Origin of the sequence: Bacillus cereus ATCC 14579 (assembly GCF_000007825.1) — a bacterium.
Lineage (GTDB): Bacteria > Bacillota > Bacilli > Bacillales > Bacillaceae_G > Bacillus_A > Bacillus_A cereus.
Genome location: NC_004722.1, coordinates 1,092,511 through 1,112,422 on the forward strand (window position 1 = coordinate 1,092,511; position 19,912 = coordinate 1,112,422).

Below are 19,912 nucleotides of genomic sequence, written 5' to 3' on the forward strand. Positions count from 1 at the left end.
GTAACATGAAAATAAAACGGAATGGATGGTTATGCATAATTGCATAGATGAGTTTTGAAGGATAAAGATAATAGAATTTCATCCAACACTTAAGACTCGAAAATGTCCATTACAGCCGTTCTTAAAAATTTTAAGACAATATGTTTATCAATGTTCTTATTCTGAAGATTGAAGTGCTTAATATTTACGTTATAAGTGCATAACAAGTTATAATAGAAGAAATCAATAAGGAGGCTGGCTGTGAAGAATCTTCGTTATCTCAATATATTTACCATATTAATTATATACACACTACTTATGTTTTACATCGGCTGGAACGGATGGGTTTGGCTTCATGCGGTATTTGGCTGGGAATCTTGGGGATATTATGCTTTCATAGTCGCATTTATTTCATATGCGTACATTCTCGTGCAAGTGTTTAAGTTTTTGCCATTTCTGCGAACGATAGGTTCGATTTGGTTTGCGGTCATACAATATGCGCTTATGTTGTTGCCATTAGCTGATATTATGGTCTTTCTTTTACAGTTTTCAGTAGAGAAAGAAGCGGCAATTATTTGGACAGGGGTGGCTGTGATAGTTGCATTTATCTTTATCTTTGCGTATGGAGTATTTAATGCGTATAGTCCGGTAGTAAGAAAGTACGAGGTGCACATACCGAAAAAGGTAGAGGGGCGTAAAAGTTTACGCATTGCGATGGCTTCTGATATGCATTTCGGTAAACTGTCTGGCGTTTCGCATTTAAAAAGACTTGTTCGTCATGTAAATGAGATGGAACCTGATATTATTTTACTGCCAGGTGATATTATCGATGATCATCCAGGTGTGTTCATTCAAAAGAATATGGGATCGATCATGAAACAAATGAAAGCTCCATTAGGCGTATATGGCGTTTTAGGAAACCATGAATATTACGGCAGAGCAGTTCCAGAGTTTTTACAAGAGATGGATAAGATTGATATTCGTATTCTTTTAGATGAAGTAATTACAATTGAAGATGACTTTTATCTCATTGGAAGAAGAGATAAAACAGAGCGAGATCGCCAAAGCTTTGAACAATTAATGAGTACGGTAGATAAATCGATGCCTGTTATCGCAATGGATCACCAGCCATTTGAGTTGAAACAAGCAGCAGCGGCAGGTGTAGATTTATTATTATCCGGTCATACGCACCGCGGACAAATGGCGCCCAATCATATTGTAACGAGAAGAATGTACGAGCTAGACTGGGGATACGCACAAAAAGGCGCGTTCCACGCAATTGTTTCTTCTGGATTTGGATTTTGGGGACCACCGCTTAGACTTGGAAGTAGGTCGGAGATTGTGCAGGTAGAAGTTACATTTGAATAGGGGTTATGAAATAGAGAGCTGATGGCTCTCTATTTTTTCAATAAAAACAAATAACAATAAATATTTATGTTGGTGCTAATTTCATAAAAGAGATAAGATTATAAGACTTGATTAAAATAAAGGGGGATTGTAAGTGATCATATCAGATGTACTATACGGAGAATTTGAAGTGGATCAAGTAGTAGAAGAATTAATTTCAAGTAAGTCTATGCAAAGGCTAAAAGGCATTCATCAAAATGGCGCAAGTTACTTAATGAACGAGAAATGGAATGTAACGCGCTTTGATCATTCAGTTGGTGTTATGTTATTAGTTAAAAAACTAGGTGGTTCAGTAAAAGAACAGATTGCTAGTTTACTGCATGACGTATCACATACTGCTTTTTCCCATGTGATTGATTACGTTTTTGATAATGAAGATGAAAGTTATCATGAAGAGATATTTAGTTCTGTTGTGAAAAACTCAGAAATTCCAGCGATCCTTGCGAAGCATGGTTATAACTATGAAGATATTTTATTAGATGATTCGAAGTGGACATTACTGGAAAGGTCAGCGCCCGAATTATGCGCAGATCGAGTAGATTATACGTTACGAGATATGTATACATACGGATATATTTCTTTAGAAGAGGTTCATAGATTTTTAGAGGATATTATTGCAGTAGAGGGGAAAATGGTTGTTCAAAGTGTCGAAATGGCAGAATGGTTTACAGAAACGTATTACAAAGAAGTAATTGATTTCTTTATGAAACCAATGAATATTTACGGAAACGATATGTTAGCGAAAACGTTAAAGTTATCTCTTCATAAAAAGGTTATTCATGCAGATGATTTTCTTCTTGAAGATGAGGAGCTTATTTCGAAATTGCAGCAATGTAATGACCCCGAAGTAGAAGCTTTATTAAGCAAAGTTCATCCAAATGTAAAGGTAAAAGAAGATAGAAACGATTATGATTTACATCAGAAAAATAAAGTGCGTCTTATTGATCCGCCGTTACTTCGTGAAGGGAAAATCGTTCAGTCATCTGTTGTGTCAGAAAACATAAGACAGATAAGTGATATTGCTTATGAAAAAGCGGTGAGAGGGATGTATGTGAAAGTGATTTCGAATTAAAAAAGAAGTAGCGCATCGTTTTTAGAGCGCTACTTCTTTTTTATTAATGATCAAACCAATTCCAAATCTCAATATCTCCAAGAGTCGCATAACGTACGTGCGGGGAGTTTTGTAATTTTAATAACTCTTTCGATGGACCAGTAATAACAATTCCGTATACTTTTACACCGTTGTCCTTTACATATTGATAACGTTTATCTAAGTTTAGTTCTTTCTCAGAAAGCGCTGCTATTTTGCTTACCGTTTTTTTATGGATAGAAAGGATGCGCATCATTTCGGTTACTTTGTCTTCTTGCGTTTTCTGCCCGTCAGTTTCATTATCGAGGAATCTTACATGTTCTGGAAACCCTATAGCTTCTCCGCCATGTAGGATATAGTCATCTACATTTTTTCTTTCTTGTCCTGTATCTAAAGCGTACCATAAAGGAGTTGGAGGGAGTTCTTGTGCCTCGAATATGCTATATAAAAGCGGTTCTAATTCTTTTAAAGTGTAAGCTTTATCAAAAGAAATTGCTACTTCTGCAACGGTTCCATCATGTACTTTTGCAAGTGTATCCCATACTTTTTTTGATGAATCCTTTAAATAATCACCCTGCTCTGTTTTTGGATGAACAAAGAAGAGTTTTGGTTGATAGAACGGATTCATCCAAGTTCGCTTCGTAACATCTACAGATGATAAGAAGCTTTTTGTTTCTATTGTACCGAGGGGCATTTCTTTTTTACCGACGGTTCGTACTAAATCAAATTGGCTATTCGTACGGAAAAAAGCTTCTACACTTGTTCCGCCTCCCATAACACGGCTATTTGGGATCGTTGCTTCAAGTGCAAGCGAAGGAACCTCTCTAATTTCTTCTAGCCTTTTATCATTATTAGCTTGAAAATAAAAGGCTGATAATACCCCGCCGATTATATAGATAACGATGCAAATTGATAATATAAAACCAAACGTTTGTAAACGATGTTTCCACTTAATTCTCCAAAAAGGAATTTTAAGATTTTTTGGAGGTAACTTTTTCTTAATTGGTTCTGTTTTTGTTAACAGCTCATCTAAGTAAGCTTCACACTCTTCACATGACTCAATATGACTTTCTAACAGTTCTTGTTCATCATGCGTGAGCGTTCCATTTTCATACTTCTTCCATAGTTTTTTAAATTCTGTACAACCCATCCGTATCACTCCTTTATGCTTTTCGTGTCTTTCCGTCCCCTGTGTAATTCAATTTTCACTTTCGCTAATGAGAGACCAGTCATTTCTGCTATTTCCTTATAGGAGAATCCATAGTAATCTCGTAGTAGTAGGACATTTCGTCTTTCGAGCGGAAGAGCGTATAAACTGTCTAACCAACTAGCAATCTCATGTTTTACGAAATATTCATGTTCTGTACTTGGCACGTTTGGTAAATGGAATTCTTCCACTGTAGTTGTTTTATACTTTTTTTCTTTTCGATACCAATCGATAAAGGCATTGTAGGCAATTGTAAATAACCACGGCCTAATTTCTTCTCCTTTATAATAGTCAATATGGACGAGCATTCGGTAAAATGTTTCTTGCATGAGATCTTCCGCATAGTGGGAATCTCCGGTTAGGGAGAGAAGATAGCGAAATAAATCTTGCATATGCTCTGAGTAAATTTCTTCTAATGATTGTTTACGTTTCACTACATTTCCCTCCCTTCATACATAACAACGAAATACATATAAAAAAGTTACAATTTTTTATGGAATTATAGTAAAAAACGTCAAGAATTGGATTGCGTTCTCTTTTATCATAATACATATAAGGCGGGTGAACAGAGATGGAAAGCTATGAAACACAAATTCAAAGGTCAATTGATTATATTGAGGAAGATGTAATGGAAAAACAAACGCTGCGTAATTTAGCGCGGGTTGCAGGTTTTTCTGAGTCTCATTTTCATCGTGTATTTCAGGCGTTAGTAGGTGATACGGTAATGGAGTATGTTCGAAAGAGGAGGTTAGCCCGGGCAGCTTATCAACTTTCTCATACGGATGAAAAAGTTATTGATATCGCGTTTGAACATGGCTTTCAATCTCACGAAACGTTCACAAGAGCCTTTAAAAAATTATTTCAAATGACACCGAGTGAATATCGAAAACAAGAAATCGAAACACCGATGTATTACAGAGTAAATGTAAAGCAAAGAAAATTAAATCCGTATTTAGGAGGCATACAAATGGAATATCGTATTGTAAATAAACCAGAATTTTTAGTGGCGGGTTATGAACTGAAGACGACAAGTAAAGAAGGGAAAAACCATCAAGACATTCCAGCATTTTGGCAAGAATATTTACAAAAAGATCTTGGAACGACGATTCCGAATCGTAAAGATACGAGCCAATGGGTAGAGCTTGGATTATGTACTGATTTTAATTTAGAAACAGGAGACTTCACTTATATTATCGGAATGGAAGTTACAGACTTTGAAAATGTACCAAATGAAATTACAAAGCGTACTTTCCCGGCAGCAACATATGCAGTTTTTACAACGCCGAAAGTTCCTCATGAAGAAATGGTATCGTCTATCCACCAAACTTGGAATGCAGTATTCTCAGAATGGTTTCCGCATTCAGGGTATGAACATTGCGGAGTTACAGAGTTTGAACTATACGATGAGCGTTGCCACGAAGATAAGAGTGAGTTTGCACAAGTAGAGCTTTGGATACCGGTGAAGAAAAAATAATAGGGTAAGAGCGAATCATTGGGAGATGGTTCGCTTTTTCATAAAAGGGGAAATAGGAAAATGTTCAAAAAACTAGAATGTGTATCTATACATACGAAAGATATAGAAAAATCAATTTCTTTCTATAAAGAAATGGGAATGAAGCAAAACTGGATGATAGAAAGAGAACTAGAAGAAGGGGGTATTTGGACGTTAATAGGATTGAAGTTTCCAGATGAGAAAAGTTCAGAGTTAGTAATAAGCAATCATCCGGATATTAATTTTACGGAAGTCGAAGTATTAGTAGAAGATGTACAACAAACGTATGAAAGTTTAAAAGATAATAAAGATGTAAAGTGGATTCGCGAACCATTTCCAACAGAATCAGGACATGTTGCAGTAATGGAAGCACCTGATGAGAATGTGTTTGTGTTAGTAGGGAAATAGCTGAAATATGGAGTGACCTTTCATAGTGAGTTATGAAAGGTTATTTTTATCCCGCTATTTGCCGGGCAGCGCGATTGGTGAGGGCTAATAATCAATGGGGGATGAACAAAACCTCCACTGATTAAAGTTTCACTTTATAAGTGGATTGTTAAATTTGTATTGTTTTATCTGTAATACATATGAAAATGGTAAAATAAAGTAGCAATTAAATATTGCGGGTGGAAGGTTATGCCCTTTCTTCATTTTGTGAAGAAAGAAGGTGTAATCGTATGGAATTTCTTTTGCAAATTTTGTTGGAAATTCCAAAAACTATAGCTAGAGAAGGTATAGTTTTTGGATTTAAGAAATTAACGGCAAAAAAGCGCAAAAAGAAGACCACCCGTCTGCCTGCGAAGCGTGGGAAGTCTTCTAAGCGCAAATAAGCTTTAGTTGCAACCTTCCACCTTGCGGTAATTAGTTGCAGTGACGGGGTGTTGGAAGCACCTCGTCTACTTCATTTTATGCAAAACTTAGTTAGTTTATACTTCTATTTATAGTATAACAGTTTAGAAATGTATTTGTTAATAGTTTTATTTCTACTTTTACCTTGTATAGTAGGGAAGCAGGTTAGTATTGTCGGTTTTTGTCGGTAAGTCGATATATCTAGAAAATCGCTGATATAATTCGAGTTGCGCTGATATATTCAAAAAATCGCCGGTATAATTTCATATACCTCTAAAACACCTCAAAAAAAACGATCCACATAATTTCAATTGCAGTAAAATTATTCCAGGGAAGAAGAAAGACGCCACATAGCGTCTTTCCTACGAACGAAACGGAAATACAAGAATAATCGTCGTTCCTTTTCCGAGTGCACTATCAACGGAAATTGTTCCGTTATGAGCATGAACGAGCTGTTTTGTAATGGCTAGGCCAAGTCCAGTTCCGATGTTGCTTTCTTCTGTGTTTGTTCCGCGGTAATATCGTTCAAATAGAAGTTCTTTCGTTTTTTCATCCATTCCTTTTCCGTCATCTGAAATGGAGAGTGTAAAGGAATTAGCGTTTTGTGATAATTTTACGATGACAGTAGTTGTTTCGTTATTATGTTTTACAGCATTTACGAGTAAGTTTTCGATAATACGCTGGAACCATTTTTCTTCAATGAAATATTGAATTTTATTTGAGCTCGGTACGAATTCAATATTTTGATTTTGGAGTGTTGGATTGTTAATAAATTGCAATAACACTTTTTGAACGAACTGATTGATTTCAACGTTTACGTGTTGGGCAGGAAGGCTGTTATTTTTTAATTGATACGTTAAGCTTAAATCATCAATTAATGTCGTCATATATTGAGATTTCTCTTTCATAACACTACCAAATTGCTGAATATCACGATCAGTCCAGTTATATTGATTCGATTCGAGTAATAATGCGTAGCCATATATAGAGCTAAGTGGTGTTTTTAAATCATGCGTTAGACCGGTAATCCATTCTTCTCGTGTTTGCTGGAGTACTTGCCTCATCGCATCATTTTTTTTGAGTGTAATAGAAAGGTGTTCTAGTGAACTTGTTACATCTCTAAACAAACGAAATGACCATTTTTCTTTACCAGATCGCCGGAACCTGACAGGTTTTCCTTTTTTACTAATAGGTTCTTCATACTTTCCACCAGCGATATTTTTAAGCCAGCGCATCGCATGTAATAACGGTTTCCCGAATTTATTACCGTACCAAATAGAAAGAATGACTAAATAAACAAATACGATAAGAAGGATTAATCCGCATCCAATGAGAAACTTCTTAGTAAATACATCTTCAATTTCGTCATCTGGATAGTAGTGCTCATTTTTTGCAGTTACAACGAGAAGGTTGCCACTATTTGCATCGTAAAAGCTAGACGTGTTTTCTTTATGATTCCACGGCTCTTTTTCATTAAGGGCAATTTGTATCGCTGAAAATGTTTTTTTCTTTCCAGCTGGATAGGCAAAAACCTCTTCGCCATTTTGATTAAATATTTGAAGTGCTGCTTTTTCTTTAGACAGTAACTGTTTTTCTTGATCTGTTAATGTGAACGAATCCATCGTTAAAGAGGAGTGATCCTTTTGAATTGCTGTCAGTAACGCATTGCTTTTTAACATACCACCATAAATAACAAGTACTTTCTTTTCTTCTAATTCAATTTCCCAATATGTAAATTTATAATTACTTTCGATATGATGTTGTATATATGCGACTAAAGATGTCTTCGTATAAGCATTCGGAACATCATTTGGTGTATTAAAGTGGTAGAGGATTTTTCCGTTTTCATCTACAACTTGGAGCCAATCATTTTTCTCCTTTATTAAATCTTGCACTTCAGATTGTAACGAAATATGCCCATCTTCTGAAGAGATGTATCTTGAAATTGTAAAACTATCAGAATCTGGAATGTTAGGTTCGTATAAAGTACTAGTAAGAAGAAAAATTAAATAAGTAAAAGCAGCAACTACAGCGATAAGTAATGTAACTAAAACAAAAACGTGTTGCATGATAAATTGAATAATAAGTCGTTTATTAAAATTCATATCGTCACCCTACTTTGTAACGAACTTATAACCAAGCCCGCGAACGGTTTTTATATATTCTGGTTTACTTGGATCATGTTCAATTTTTTCACGTAGTTTTCGAATGTGGACCATAACAGTGTTGTCATCGCCATTATAGGCAGGTGCTCCCCAAACTTTTTCGTATATTTCCTCTTTCGAAAATACGTAGTTCGGATTCTCGCAAAAGAAGAGTAGTAGTTGAAAGAGTTGAGCGGAGCATTCGACAATGTGCCCATCTACTGTTAGTTCTGCAGAGTGCTGATCAATTTCAAATCTTCCAAATGAAATCGAGTGTGATTTTTGTTCGTGTGGTACGGTTTGTTTCATATGTCTCCGAAGCTGTGCTTTCATGCGTGCTACTACTTCTAATGGATTAAATGGTTTCGTAATATAATCATCTGCACCGTATGAAAATCCGGATATTTTATCTAAATCAGATGCTTTTGCTGATAGGAAGAAAATTGGACAATCTGTTTGTTGGCGAATGATTGGACAAATATCAAAACCAGATTGTCCAGGAAGCATTACATCTAAAATAATTAAATCGTAATTGTTTTGCTTAGTTAGAGATAAAGCCATTTCAGCTGATGTTGCAGTTGTAATATGAGAAAAGCCTTCTTTTTCAAGAATGGTAGTTAGTAATTGTAAAATTGCTGTTTCATCATCAACGAGTAAAATATTTGCTTGGTACATAAACATCCCTCCTAATTTTCTCGAATATCATATCATCATTTTGTAACTTATGGAATTTTTAAGGAAATTTTAAGGTTTTCTTTCGCAAAAAATTAAGAATCAAATGATATGATAAAAGTAACATAGGGGAGGAGATGAGTGTGAACCCGTTTCAAGTGATGCGAGCTAGATATTTTTTAATTGTATTTGCACTATTAATTTTAATAGCGAGAAGTAGTGGCGATTTGCTAACAAGTATATTTCATATACAAAATTCTTCTTTTATAAATATCCTTATATTCTATATCCTTCCGATGGTATGGATTTCTTATGAGTATAGAAAGCACCACATTTCATTTTCATTATTTGTTAATAAAAATGAAACATTTAACTTGGTACAAGTTTTATACATTACGGTTATGTTATGCATGTTTAGTTACGGGTATCTTATTTTGTATATGTATAGTTTTGCATGGATTACACCGGACTTTATTATGAACGCCCTGCATGAACCAATTGTAGATAGTACTGGGGGATATGTATCTCAAGTCATTAGGGTCGTATTCATCGCACCAATTATCGGGGAATTTGTTTTTCGCGGATTTTTACTTCAACGTTTTGCAACAAAATGGGGAACGAGCATAGCGACCATCGTTGTAGCAATATTGTTTGCGTTGTTACATGTTGATTTCCTCGGTGCAGCCATATTCAGCATCGTATTGTCAATCGTATATATTCGTACGAAAAGTTTACTCATGCCAATTGCAATACATATGTTAAACAATGCATTTGTAATAGGTGCGTCTTTTCTAATAAGTAGAGAAAAAATTATGAGTTTTGCCGATTTCTCAAATTATACGACATTCTTTCCTGGACTTATTATTTTTATAACAGGATTAAACTTAGTACTTATCTTTTTATTTGTTAATCGTAAATATTGGAGTAAAGAAGTGCCAGTTATATATGCAGAGCAGGAAAAGAGCTTTTCAGATGTAGTCGGGAGTAAATGAGATGAAGAAGACGGTTGAAAAAATATTAAAAGACATTATAGATACTACGTCTATTACAGATATGTGTGATAAAAGCGTTTGTCATTGGATTCAACCTGTAGTAGATACGATTGTGTTTCCAGAGTATTACTTATTTTCTAGTACTCATTTAAAAGAAAATATTATTTCTCTTCTTATTGTGTTCGGGGTTTTACTAATATTTGGTCTAATTGTAGAAGAAATGATGAAGCGCATCTTCAGAAAGAATGAAGAGAAGTATATGTAGATTCATAAAGTATTCGAGAAAGTAATGGTGGCTTTCCTTTTGTTTTATGGTATAAAAACAATCATTTACTTTATAGCTTTGAAACATCATTAATTCGAAATTTGAAAGGGATGTATAAAATTATATGAATGAAACGATATCGTCAAATAAGTTTTTTTATTTGATTTTACTTAGTCTAGTGTTAATAACGACAGTAAATGTTATTTTGCGCTGGGAGGAAGCTTATTTTTTCATGTATTTAGCGCTCCATTTGTTGGGGATTTTATGTATAAGTGGTGGAGTCGTTACTGAAAAAAAGAATGAAGAAAGCGTTAACTATATGTGTGTGATCGGTCTTGTTTTACTTTTAGCTGTACAGGGTATTATGAAATATAGTTCTTTCTCTTTACAAGATTTTAGTTTATTAATAGATGTACTTCCTTAAAGAGGCTTTTTATGTTATCTAAAAAGCAAGTAGGGTACGTGCTGGTTTGTAAGTGCGATTCTTATTCCGGATTATGAACCGAAGAAAGTGTTTAAAGGTAGGTAAAACTCTTCTTATGTAGAAGAGTTTTTTTATGTAAATAAAAAGATCCAGAGCAATTCACATAATAAGCTTGTTCTAATTTAGCGTGTACGAACTTACAATAATAATAGACAGGCAGCATAGAGGAGGGAATAGCGTGAGGAAGGTTATCGGTTGGTCGCTTTTTTTGTACGTTGGATTTGCGTTACTTATATATTGGTATTTATTTGGATGGAATCATGAACTTATTCCGGACATGTATAAGGGAACGAGTGCAGATCCAGAAACGTTTATGAGTACGAGAGAGCTTACGCTAAGCCAAGATTATTCGCGCGTGAAAAATTTACTATACTTTTTAGCGACGCCTCTTGAATGGATTATTTTATTATTTGTACTTGTGCTAGGTATTTCAAGAAAGTTTGAGAAATGGTCGAAGGAAACGACTAAAATAAGTGTTTTGCAAGTTGCGATTTATTTCTTTTATTTATCATTACTGACAACAGTGCTTGCCTTACCGATGCAATGGATTGGCCGGAAAGTGTCCGTTGATTACGGCATTTCAACACAAAGTACACAAAGCTGGATAAAAGATCATGTTATCGGTTTTTGGGAAAGTTATGCGACTATGTTAATCGTAGTTACCGTTCTATTATGGCTTATCCGTAAATTTCCGAAGAGATGGTGGCTCGCAGGATGGGCGCTCTCTGTTCCATTTACAATCTTTTTAACATTCATACAGCCTGTCGTTATTGATCCGCTTTATAACGACTTCTCGACGCTGAAAAATAAAGAATTAGAAACGAAAATTTTAGCGATAGCAGACAAAGCGGACATTCCTGCTAAACACGTATATGAAGTAAACATGTCAGAAAAAACGAATGCATTAAATGCTTACGTAACAGGAATTGGTCCTAACGCCCGTATTGTAATGTGGGATACAACGCTTAAGCAGTTAAAAGATAAAGAGATTTTATTTATAATGGCCCATGAAATGGGGCATTACGTTATGAAACATATATATTTTGGCGTTGCAAGTTATGTATTGCTATCGTTTATAGGTATGTTTTTAATTAGTCGTATTATAAATATGTGTATTCGCAAATGGGGAGATACATTGCAAATTTCAAAAGTGGCATGTTTCTCCATTTTACCTTTATTTTTCTTAATTTCTTCTATACTCTCATTTGCAGTACAACCAGCAACAAACTATGTTTCACGTATAGAAGAAAGAGCGGCAGATCAATATGCTTTAAATATGACGAAGGACGGAAAATCTGGTGTGAAAACTTTTCAATATTTATCAAAAACGAGTTTAAGCCAAGTGAATCCGCCTGCGTTAGTGAAATTTTTCTTATACACGCACCCACCAATTTTTGAAAGAATTCATACGTTTGAACAATATGAGAAACAAAGAAAAAAGGAGTAGCTATTATGCTACTTTTTTTTATAGAGATATAAGTTTCATATTGGGAATATTTATCATTGCTTTTTATTGCGATTTTGTAAATAATAAGCTATAAAATTCTAAAAATCTATATATAAAGGAATAAAGGTGAAAAAATGTATTTTTTACAAAATTTAAAAGTGAAATATAAATTATTAGCGCTTATTTCATTAGCAGTTTTAGGTATGGTAATTATAAGCAGTGTAGCAATTCATTCTATTAATAAGATTAAGCATGATACAGAGGTTGTAGTAGATGATTATCAATATTCTGCAATTTTATTAGAAGGAATGCTTCGCACACAAAATTCACTAGAATATAACTTATTAGAGTTAATTACGGCATCACAAAATGAAGTGGCAAATAAAGAGGGAATAATTAATAATATTGAAAAGGATCTTAAAAAATATGATTCTTTATTAAAAGAATATGATGATGGTTTTAATTTAAGTAAGCAAGAGGATGAACTGTTTCAGAAGATGAAGAAATCTTTACCAAGTTATAAAGATACATATAAGAAATTATTTGAAAAGGCAAAGGCAACAAACGAGCCGCAAATGGTAAATGAATTTCAGAAGGAATTAAAACCGAAGGGAATAGAGTTAGCTGGTTATGCAGTGGATCTAGAATCGTATGTTTCAAATTTAGCTGACCAAGTATTTAAAGATTCGCAAAAAATGATTGATCGTTCCGTTATTACCTTTATCATTCTTGTAGTAGTTACTACAATCGTTATATGTATAGTAAGTTATATTATTAGCAAGCTTATAGTTGCTCCTTTACAAACGGTTAGTCGTATGATGGAAAGAGCGAAAGAAGGAGATTTAACTGTACATGGTGATTATACTGCTAAGGATGAATTAGGTGTATTAGTAAGTAATTTTAATGAGATGATTGCAGGGCTAAGAACAAATATGCAAGAAGTAGAGAATAATATTCAGCTTCTATTCCAATATGCAGACGGAGTAGCATCTGCGTCAGAAGTATCTAGTAGTGCAGCCAAAAAAATCACTATGGATATTGAAGAAGTCGCAAATGGCGCAGAGAGTCAAATGCAAGCAATGGAACAAACTGCGGGTGCGATGGAAGAGTTGACACAAGGAATGCAGAGTATAGTCAATACATCATCCTCTGTAAATGAATTATCTGCTCAATCAGCATTAGATGCAGAGAGTGGTAACAAATTAATGAAACAAATGATTCAACAGATGGATACAATCCAAAATTCGGTACATAGCGGTGTGAAACAAGTAGAGACTATGAAAGAACAATCAGAAGAAATTGTTAAAATCATTGATGTAATGCAAGGTATTACCTCCCAGATTAACTTATTAGCATTAAACGCCGCAATTGAGGCTGCACGTGCTGGTGAAAGTGGTAGAGGATTTGCAATTGTGGCAGATGAAGTGCGGAAATTAGCAGAACAATCTAGTGATTCTGCAAAACAAATTGAGAATCTTATTACTCAAGTTATGGGAACAACGAACCATACAGTACATATGATGGGGAAAGTAGATAATGAGGTACAGGCAGGTACACAAGTAGTAATGCATACAGAAAAAGTATTTGGAACAATTACAGAAAAAGTACAGCAAGTATCTGAGCAAATTCAAACGGTATCTATGTCTACAGATGAAATTGCAGCGAGTAGTGAGGAAATCTCGGCTTCTGCAGAAGACATGGCTCAAATTTCCCAAAGATCATCTGACCGAACTGATAGGGTAAAAGAGTCTATTCAACAGCAAGAAAAATCTGTTCAAGAGATTTCGGTTTCAATTGAACATATGCATGACGCAGCAGGAAAACTAAAACAAATAGTTGCCCAATTTACTCTTCAAAAGTAGTAGCATATTTGAGTGTTAATAAATATAAAAAAATCATCCTCTTTTAAGAAAAAAGGATGATTTTTTTATCCCGCTATTTGCTGGGCAGTAAGACCTCCACCTCAAAATTCAGCGAAAGCGAGTTATCAGTGAAGGGGAATGCTACCTCTGAAATATAAACCATGAATATAGTAGCCTCCACTATGTATCTCCTTTAGGTGCTAATAAAGGGAAGTTATAAAGTGAAAAGGAGTTTATAAAGAGATTGTAGAATGTTTTAGTATATAACACCTTAGATGTGACAACTTCCTTTTTGAAAAAGAAAGAAGGGAGTATAAAGCAGAAAGGTAGTGGAAATATTTCTTCTAGAAGATTTACATTTTATCTTACATTCACCAAAAAATAATACTCCTGAAACAATGAAGTTCATTTTATTTGAATGAAATAGGGAGAGAGGACAATGAAGAAAAAAATATTGGGTGTAATGATGATTGCGACAATGGCAGGAGGTATATTTGCAGAGACGAATGTGACGCCTGTAAAAGCAGAAGAGTATCCACAAATGATTGTGTTTGAAGATGTTCCATACGGATTTTGGGCATATGATGCTATTATGGACTTAGCATATCATAAAATTATATTAGGGTATGGAAACGGGAAGTATGGTGTTGGCGATCTTATAACACGTGAACAAGTAGCTGGGACTATTTACAGAACACTTGAGATAAAAGAAGAAGGGCCAGTAGCGAATCCATATAAAGATGTTTCTGATAGTACAACAACTTTTAAAAAGGAAATTTTGGCGTTAACAAAACGTGGTGTTTTTTCAGGGGATGGCCAAGGGAATTTTAGGCCGAAAGCACCAATCTCTAGAGCGGAAATGGCTGTCATTTTAAAACGAGCATTTCATTTTGAAACGAAACAAAAACATACATTTAAAGATATTCCAAAAGGCCACTGGGCAGAAGATGCAATTAGTGCGTTACAATCTAATAATGTTGTGAGAGGAACTGGGAATGACATGTATGAATTAAATCGCCCTGTACCTAGAGAACAATATGCTCAGTTTATTAATAATGCGATTATTAATTATCATTTGAAAGAGGATTGGAAGTAGAGTGAAATATGAAAGCACAAATAGAAATATTTGTGCTTTTTTGTTTGTTTAAAAAAGAATTATTATTCTCATTTATGTATTTTTATGGTTATACACAAGCTTTATAATCAACCCGATGAAAAAGACATGATGTGTAATATGATTCACAAAACCGTCACGAAATGTGTCGAAAAATATATTGTCACTATACCATTTATTCTGTATATTTTTAAAAAAACATATACATATTGGGGAGATAATTTGATGAGCAAAAAATTATTAAAAACAGCTACAGCATTAACAATTATGGGTGGGGTGTTATTCTCAGCAGAGAGTAACAGTGTAAAAGCGGAAAGTGCACCGTTGCAAAAAACAAATACAATTGTATTTAAAGATGTACCAAAAGGGCATTGGGCATATGAGGCAATTCATGAATTAGCGGAACAAGAAATTATTTTGGGATATGGCGATGGAATATTCGGTTTTGGGGATAATGTAACACGTGAGCAAGTTGCAGCTTTAATTTACCGTGTGTTTGATATGGAAGAACAAGATGAATATGAAAACCCATATGGAGATATTGATGAAAATTCAACAAGCTTTATCGAGGAGATATTGGCTTTAACGGAAATGGGAATTTTCCAGGGAGACGAGAATGGAAACTTTAGACCGAAGGCGACGTTAACGCGTGCGGAAATGGCACAAGTTCTTACGAATGCTTTTGACTTACAGGCAAAGGGATCTCATAACTTTAATGATGTTTCAGCAAATTCATGGGCAACGAATGCAATTAGTGCAGTACAAACAAATGGTATTACAATGGGAATCGGAGAAGGTAAATTCGGTCCGTCTATGAAGGTAACGAGAGAACAATACGCACAGTTTTTACATAGAGCAATATTGCATGATATGGAACAAGGGCAGTAATAAAGTTTAACTAGTCAAAGTGAAATTTAAAAATAATACAAAAAGGTCGTTGTTGTATAACAGCGGCCTTTTTTGTATGAAATAAAGCGCGAAAGAATGGCGTTTTGAAAAAAAATGAAATGAATTTTCAAAAAAAACTTCCTTTTCTGAAGATTTGTTATATAATATAAAACATGAAATCAAATCTGTTATAAAACAGTTTAAGAAGGGGATGCTAATATGTCGACGCAAACTTCACGGGTTACATTGCCCGGAGAAATGTTACCAGCGTACAACGAAATATTGACACCTGAGGTGCTTAGTTTTTTGAAGGAACTACATGAGAATTTTAATGAGCGCCGCATAGAACTTTTACAAAAACGTGTAGAAAAACAAAAGAGAATTAATGCAGGGGAGTTTCCGAAGTTTCTAGAAGAAACAAAACACATACGTGAAGCGGATTGGACAATTGCCAAGCTGCCAAAAGACTTAGAGGATCGCCGCGTAGAGATTACTGGACCGGTAGATAGAAAGATGGTCATTAACGCTTTAAATTCAGGAGCGCATCTTTTTATGGCGGATTTTGAAGATTCGAATTCACCAACTTGGGAAAACGCAGTTGAAGGGCAAATCAATTTACGAGATGCAGTAAAGGGAACGATTTCACATAAAAATGATAAAGGGAAAGAATATAGATTAAATGAGAAAACAGCTGTACTCATTGTACGTCCAAGAGGATGGCATTTAGAGGAAAAGCATATGCAAGTTGATGGGAAAAATATGTCGGGTAGTTTAGTAGATTTCGGCTTGTATTTTTTCCATAATGCGAAAGCTCTTTTAGCAAAAGGGAGCGGCCCATACTTTTACTTACCGAAAATGGAAAGTTATTTAGAAGCGAGATTATGGAATGATGTATTCGTATTTGCTCAAAAATATATCGGCATTCCAAATGGAACGATTAAAGCAACTGTGTTACTAGAAACGATTCACGCTTCGTTTGAAATGGATGAAATTTTATATGAGCTAAAAGATCATTCTGCTGGCTTAAATTGCGGAAGATGGGATTATATTTTTAGCTTTTTAAAGAGTTTCCGTAATCATAATAAATTCTTACTACCAGATAGAGCACAAGTCACGATGACGGCGCCATTTATGCGTTCGTATTCTTTGAAAGTAATTCAAACATGTCACCGCCGTAATGCACCAGCAATTGGAGGAATGGCGGCACAAATTCCGATTAAAAATAATCCAGAAGCAAATGAAGCAGCTTTTGAAAAAGTGCGTGCTGATAAGGAACGCGAAGCTTTAGACGGTCATGACGGGACTTGGGTCGCCCACCCTGGACTTGTACCGGTTGCAATGGAAGTGTTTAATCACATTATGAAAACACCAAATCAAATTTTTAGAAAACGTGAAGAAATATGTGTAACAGAAAACGATTTACTAGAGGTACCGGTGGGAACGATTACAGAAGAGGGCCTTCGCATGAATATTAGCGTAGGTATTCAATATATTGCATCTTGGTTAAGCGGACGGGGAGCAGCACCCATTTATAATTTAATGGAAGATGCGGCAACAGCTGAAATTTCAAGAGCACAAGTATGGCAATGGATTCGTCATGAAGGTGGAAAACTAAATGATGGTCGTAATATTACGCTTGAATTAATGGAAGAGCTAAAAGAAGAAGAATTAGCAAAAATAGAAAGAGAGATTGGTAAGGAAGCCTTTAAGAAAGGGAGATTCCAAGAGGCGACAACGTTGTTTACAGATCTCGTTCGAAATGATGAATTCGTACCATTTTTAACATTACCGGGTTATGAAATTTTATAAAAAATGAAAAGGGGATGGAACAAATGAAAAACGAAAGAATCGAGAAGTTACAAGAAAGCTGGGAATTAGATGAGCGTTGGGAAGGGATCACACGTCCATATTCGGCAGAAGATGTAATTCGCCTGCGCGGGTCAATTGATATTGAACATACGTTAGCGCGTCGCGGTGCTGAGAAGCTTTGGACATCGCTTCATACAGAAGACTATATTAACGCACTTGGCGCATTAACAGGAAACCAAGCGATGCAACAAGTAAAAGCTGGGTTAAAAGCGATTTACTTAAGTGGTTGGCAAGTAGCAGCTGATGCAAACCTTTCTGGACATATGTATCCAGACCAAAGTTTATATCCAGCGAACAGCGTACCTGCTGTAGTAAAACGAATTAATCAAACGCTTCAACGTGCGGATCAAATTCAGCATATGGAAGGAAGCGATGATACAGACTATTTCGTACCGATTGTAGCAGATGCAGAAGCTGGATTTGGTGGGCAATTAAATGTATTCGAACTGATGAAAGGTATGATTGAAGCAGGTGCATCAGGTGTGCATTTTGAAGATCAATTATCTTCAGAGAAAAAATGTGGCCATTTAGGTGGAAAAGTACTACTACCAACGCAAACAGCAGTACGCAATTTAATTTCTGCACGCCTTGCAGCAGATGTAATGGGAGTGCCGACAATTATCGTTGCAAGAACAGATGCGGATGCAGCTGATTTAATTACGAGCGATATCGATCCTGTTGATAAAGCATTTATTACAGGAGAAAGAACACCAGAAGGGTTTTACCGTACGAATGCAGGTCTTGATCAAGCAATTGCGCGCGGTTTAGCGTATGCACCGTACGCAGACCTCGTTTGGTGTGAAACGTCAGAACCAAATTTAGAAGATGCAAAACGATTTGCGGACGCAATTCATAAGGAGCATCCAGGGAAGCTACTTGCATATAACTGCTCACCTTCATTCAACTGGAAACAAAAACTAGATGAAAAAGCAATTGCAAGCTTCCAAAAGGAAATCGCATCTTACGGTTACAAGTTCCAATTCGTAACACTTGCTGGATTCCATTCATTAAATTACGGTATGTTTGAACTAGCACGTGGCTATAAAGAGCGCGGCATGGCAGCATACTCTGAACTACAACAAGCAGAATTCGCAGCTGAAAAACATGGCTACTCTGCAACACGTCATCAACGCGAAGTAGGAACAGGTTACTTTGATGAAGTTGCACAAGTGATTACGGGCGGAACTTCATCAACGACAGCGTTAAAAGGATCTACGGAAGAAGCACAGTTTACGAAATAAAAGGAAGGGGCACCTTTTTGAAGGGTGCCCCTTGTTATTTTCTAAACGATTCGAAAAGAGAGAGGGAGTTGTCGGCAAAAAACGATACTTCCTTTTCTTTATTACTAAATCAACTCCACTCAGCCCTATGATCACGAATAAACTTTATATCTTTCTCATAATGCTCTAGATGTCCTTCATCAATCATTCTTTGGAAATTCAAGTCGCCTTCTTGCGCTTTTCGTTTCATATATGTACATAATCCTTCTAATCGAAGCAACACCATTCCTAAGTAATCTTCATCCATATTTTTACCATAGGACTGAACGAACAATTTGACTCTCTCTTTAATACGATCTGCATGTTGCGGTGAATCATAATGAACGGCTTCACCGGATTCTGTATAATACACTCTACTTAAAGGCACACAAGTATAAAGTGTATAAGCGATATCCCATAGTCTTGGACCAGGAGCAGCAACATCAAAATCAATAATCCCTACTGGCTTCTCATTATTAAAAATAATGTTATATATGGCAAAATCATTGTGACATAAAACCTCAATGTTATTTGGCGTGTGATCCATCGGTTTCCAATCATTTAATAACGGAAAATCACTTACAGCATCATGGTAAAGGCGGAGCATCTTTGCTATTTCTTTTAATACATCATTAGATCGCATATATTCTTTTAAAGGATAATTGCCAGCTTCTCCTTCAATAAAGGATAAAATCTCTCTATCCTTTTCATCTACACCTAAAAACTTTGGAGCATAATGAAATCCTTTGTTTTCTAAATGTTGCAATAGCTTATGAGTCTTTTCACTGCCTGGCTTTAACTCTCGCCGAACAGTATTTTCAGAACGATATACGCTTGAGACGTTTCCCCCTGTTAGCCTTTCTTCTTTAGCGTAGTTTGACATGTGAAAATT

The 19,912-nt window shown here is 35.5% G+C and carries 18 protein-coding genes and 3 pseudogenes; 15 read left to right on the plus strand and 6 right to left on the minus strand.

Annotated features, from left to right (window positions below; all coding sequences use genetic code 11):
* Positions 1-92: 92 nt before the first annotated feature.
* Positions 93-206, minus strand: a pseudogene (locus BC_RS28285) (TetR family transcriptional regulator); the annotation flags it as partial.
* A gap of 34 nt (positions 207-240) precedes the next feature.
* Between BC_RS28285 and BC_RS05565 the strand changes: the two are divergent.
* Entirely contained in the window at positions 241-1,347 is a 1,107-nt protein-coding gene (locus tag BC_RS05565; RefSeq protein ID WP_000793731.1) for a metallophosphoesterase, read from the plus strand.
* A gap of 133 nt (positions 1,348-1,480) precedes the next feature.
* A complete protein-coding gene (locus BC_RS05570; RefSeq protein ID WP_000587069.1) occupies positions 1,481-2,458 on the plus strand; it encodes an HD domain-containing protein in 978 nt (325 codons plus the stop codon).
* A gap of 43 nt (positions 2,459-2,501) precedes the next feature.
* On the opposite strand, the gene BC_RS05575 is transcribed toward BC_RS05570, so the two are convergent.
* Positions 2,502-3,626 carry an anti-sigma factor gene (locus tag BC_RS05575; protein WP_000501940.1) on the minus strand — a complete coding sequence of 375 codons (1,125 nt, stop codon included), beginning with the start codon at positions 3,624-3,626 and terminating at the stop codon, positions 2,502-2,504.
* Between the two features lie 5 nt (positions 3,627-3,631).
* Positions 3,632-4,117 (minus strand): RNA polymerase sigma factor, encoded by a 486-nt coding sequence (locus BC_RS05580; protein WP_000824008.1) that lies wholly within the window; start codon positions 4,115-4,117, stop codon positions 3,632-3,634.
* 137 nt (positions 4,118-4,254) lie between these two features.
* Between BC_RS05580 and BC_RS05585 the strand changes: the two genes are divergently transcribed.
* From BC_RS05585 to BC_RS27570, 3 genes are all read left to right on the plus strand, one after another.
* On the plus strand, positions 4,255-5,157 hold the full coding sequence (locus tag BC_RS05585) for an AraC family transcriptional regulator (protein WP_000446856.1): 903 nt from the start codon (positions 4,255-4,257) through the stop codon (positions 5,155-5,157).
* Positions 5,158-5,217: 60 nt separating this feature from the next.
* Positions 5,218-5,583: a VOC family protein gene (locus BC_RS05590; protein ID WP_000473628.1), complete on the plus strand. Its 366-nt coding sequence runs from the start codon at positions 5,218-5,220 to the stop codon at positions 5,581-5,583.
* Between the two features lie 269 nt (positions 5,584-5,852).
* Positions 5,853-6,005: a hypothetical protein gene (locus tag BC_RS27570; protein ID WP_000394942.1), complete on the plus strand. Its 153-nt coding sequence runs from the start codon at positions 5,853-5,855 to the stop codon at positions 6,003-6,005.
* A gap of 381 nt (positions 6,006-6,386) precedes the next feature.
* Here the strand turns inward: BC_RS27570 and BC_RS05595 are convergent, their stop codons facing one another.
* Together BC_RS05595 and BC_RS05600 are read right to left on the minus strand one after the other, a co-directional pair.
* On the minus strand, positions 6,387-8,129 hold the full coding sequence (locus BC_RS05595; RefSeq protein ID WP_001010447.1) for a sensor histidine kinase: 1,743 nt from the start codon (positions 8,127-8,129) through the stop codon (positions 6,387-6,389).
* Between the two features lie 9 nt (positions 8,130-8,138).
* Positions 8,139-8,843: a response regulator transcription factor gene (locus tag BC_RS05600; protein WP_000283871.1), complete on the minus strand. Its 705-nt coding sequence runs from the start codon at positions 8,841-8,843 to the stop codon at positions 8,139-8,141.
* 140 nt (positions 8,844-8,983) lie between these two features.
* Between BC_RS05600 and BC_RS05605 the strand changes: the two genes are divergently transcribed.
* The 10 genes and pseudogenes from BC_RS05605 (at position 8,984) to aceA (ending at position 19,002) form a co-directional block, all read left to right on the plus strand.
* The gene (locus BC_RS05605) at positions 8,984-9,832 is read left to right on the plus strand and encodes a CPBP family intramembrane glutamic endopeptidase (RefSeq protein WP_001067985.1); all 849 of its coding nucleotides are present in this window, start codon (positions 8,984-8,986) and stop codon (positions 9,830-9,832) included.
* A 1-nt stretch (position 9,833) separates the two neighbouring features.
* A pseudogene (locus BC_RS05610) lies at positions 9,834-10,190 on the plus strand (hypothetical protein).
* Between the two features lie 31 nt (positions 10,191-10,221).
* Positions 10,222-10,521: a DUF2101 family protein gene (locus BC_RS05615; protein ID WP_001006050.1), complete on the plus strand. Its 300-nt coding sequence runs from the start codon at positions 10,222-10,224 to the stop codon at positions 10,519-10,521.
* A gap of 238 nt (positions 10,522-10,759) precedes the next feature.
* Positions 10,760-12,028: a M48 family metallopeptidase gene (locus tag BC_RS05620; protein WP_001233328.1), complete on the plus strand. Its 1,269-nt coding sequence runs from the start codon at positions 10,760-10,762 to the stop codon at positions 12,026-12,028.
* A gap of 134 nt (positions 12,029-12,162) precedes the next feature.
* A pseudogene (locus BC_RS28390) lies at positions 12,163-12,942 on the plus strand (MCP four helix bundle domain-containing protein); the annotation flags it as partial.
* A gap of 156 nt (positions 12,943-13,098) precedes the next feature.
* Positions 13,099-13,890 (plus strand): methyl-accepting chemotaxis protein, encoded by a 792-nt coding sequence (locus BC_RS28395; RefSeq protein WP_407707466.1) that lies wholly within the window; start codon positions 13,099-13,101, stop codon positions 13,888-13,890.
* A 439-nt stretch (positions 13,891-14,329) separates the two neighbouring features.
* A complete protein-coding gene (locus BC_RS05630; RefSeq protein WP_000727092.1) occupies positions 14,330-14,986 on the plus strand; it encodes an S-layer homology domain-containing protein in 657 nt (218 codons plus the stop codon).
* A 138-nt stretch (positions 14,987-15,124) separates the two neighbouring features.
* Positions 15,125-15,892: an S-layer homology domain-containing protein gene (locus BC_RS05635; RefSeq protein WP_113304420.1), complete on the plus strand. Its 768-nt coding sequence runs from the start codon at positions 15,125-15,127 to the stop codon at positions 15,890-15,892.
* A 219-nt stretch (positions 15,893-16,111) separates the two neighbouring features.
* Positions 16,112-17,701, plus strand: coding sequence for a malate synthase A (gene aceB / locus BC_RS05640; protein WP_000107315.1), 1,590 nt, complete (start codon positions 16,112-16,114; stop codon positions 17,699-17,701).
* Positions 17,702-17,724: 23 nt separating this feature from the next.
* Positions 17,725-19,002 (plus strand): isocitrate lyase, encoded by a 1,278-nt coding sequence (aceA, locus tag BC_RS05645; RefSeq protein ID WP_000787342.1) that lies wholly within the window; start codon positions 17,725-17,727, stop codon positions 19,000-19,002.
* 109 nt (positions 19,003-19,111) lie between these two features.
* Here aceA and BC_RS05650 read toward each other — a convergent pair whose 3' ends face one another.
* Positions 19,112-19,903 (minus strand): phosphotransferase, encoded by a 792-nt coding sequence (locus tag BC_RS05650; RefSeq protein ID WP_000073799.1) that lies wholly within the window; start codon positions 19,901-19,903, stop codon positions 19,112-19,114.
* Positions 19,904-19,912: the final 9 nt, after the last annotated feature.